Source organism: Methylobacterium sp. CCH5-D2, from assembly GCF_001556475.1.
In the GTDB taxonomy this organism is placed as follows: domain Bacteria; phylum Pseudomonadota; class Alphaproteobacteria; order Rhizobiales; family Beijerinckiaceae; genus Methylobacterium; species Methylobacterium hispanicum.
This window is the reverse complement of sequence record NZ_LSIX01001131.1, coordinates 1-1,490: the sequence shown is the minus strand read 5'-3', so window position 1 is coordinate 1,490 and position 1,490 is coordinate 1. Positions and strand designations below refer to the sequence as shown.

The 1,490-nt window shown below is 73.5% G+C and carries 1 protein-coding gene and 1 pseudogene; both read right to left on the bottom strand.

All coding sequences use genetic code 11. The features are described from left to right. Positions 1-929: SPFH domain-containing protein (locus AX737_RS30730; protein WP_066927892.1), on the bottom strand; the 929-nt coding region annotated here is incomplete at its 3' end. Between the two features lie 93 nt (positions 930-1,022). Next, a pseudogene (locus tag AX737_RS30725) lies at positions 1,023-1,490 on the bottom strand (nuclease); the annotation flags it as partial.

Genomic DNA, 1,490 nt, shown 5'->3' with positions numbered 1-1,490 from the left:
GCCCCCGCCTCGCCGAACACGCTGCGGCTGATCTCGGCGATGCCCCCGAGCGTGCCGGCGAGCGCGGCGGCCTCGATCGGCACCACCACGACACGCTGGTTCGGCGCCGTGGCGAGCGCGCGCACCGCGTCCACGTACTTCTCGGCCACCAGGAAGTTCGCCGCCGCGAGGTCGCCCTTCGCGATCGCCTCGCTGACCATGGCGGTCGCCCGCGCCTCGGCCTCCGCCGAGCGCTCGCGCGCCTCCGCGTCGCGGAAGGCGGCCTCGCGCCGGCCTTCGGCCTCGAGGATCGCCGACTGCTTGCGCCCCTCCGCCCGCAGGATCTCGGCCTGCCGCTGCCCCTCCGCCTCCAGCACGGAGGCGCGCTTCTCGCGCTCGGCCTTCATCTGGCGGGCCATGGCGCCCGCGAGATCGGCGGGCGGCACGATGTCCTTGATCTCGATGCGGGTCATCTTCACGCCCCAGGGCGCGGCGGCGGCGTCCATCACCCGCAACAGGCGCTCGTTGATCTCGTCGCGGTGGGAGAGCAGCTGGTCGAGGTCCATCGAGCCGACGACGGTGCGGATGTTCGTCATCGTCAGCGTCAGCATGGCGGTGTCGAGGCTGGCGACCTCGTAGGAGGCGCGCGCAGCGTCGAGCACTTGGTAGAACACCACCGCGTCGATGGTGACGCCGGCATTGTCGCGGGTGAAGGCCTCCTGGCTCGGAACCTCGATCACCTGCTCCATGATGTTCACCCGCCGGCCGATCCGCTCGACGAAGGGGGTGATCAGCCCCAGGCCGGCCTCGAGGTTGCGCGCGTAGCGGCCGAACCGCTCGACCGTGTAGACGTGGCCCTGTGGCACGATGTTGATCCCGGCCGCCAGCGTCATCACGACGAGCACCGCCACGACGACGGCGAACACGCTCAAGCCCACCGAGAGATCCATGCCCGCCCCCTGCCCGTCCGGCCCGCATTGAGGCGGAGCGGCGCGGCCGGCGCAAGGTGTCCGGACCGGGCCCGCGCGGGAACCGCCGGCCCGTCAGCGCTTCCAGACGCCGAGCCGCTCGCTGCGGGCGTGGTCCTCGGCGGCGACGAGTTCGGGCGTGGCCTCCGGCGAGGCGCGGCCGCCGCCGTTGAACAGCACCACCTCCGAGAGGTCGCGGCCCTCGATCTGGCAGAGCTGGTTCTCGCTGCCCGGCACCGGCTGGCAGGTCACCGGGCGGTTGTTGATGTAGCGGGTGAGTTCGTCGGCCTGCCCGCCGCGCACCCACTCCACGCCGAACAGCCGCACGAGCTTGCCGTTGAGGCGCAAGGTCGCGGTGTCGATGACCTGGGCCTGGCCGGTCACCGCGTTGGGGGCCGGGCGCGGCGCCTCCTCGGGCGCGGATTCCGTCTCGGCGGGCGGCGCCTCGGCGGGCGCGGCGGCCTGCGTCTGCGGTTGGGCTGGCGAGGCGGCCTGCGGGGCGGGCGCGGACGTGTCCTCGCCCGCCCCGCGATAGGAGAGGAC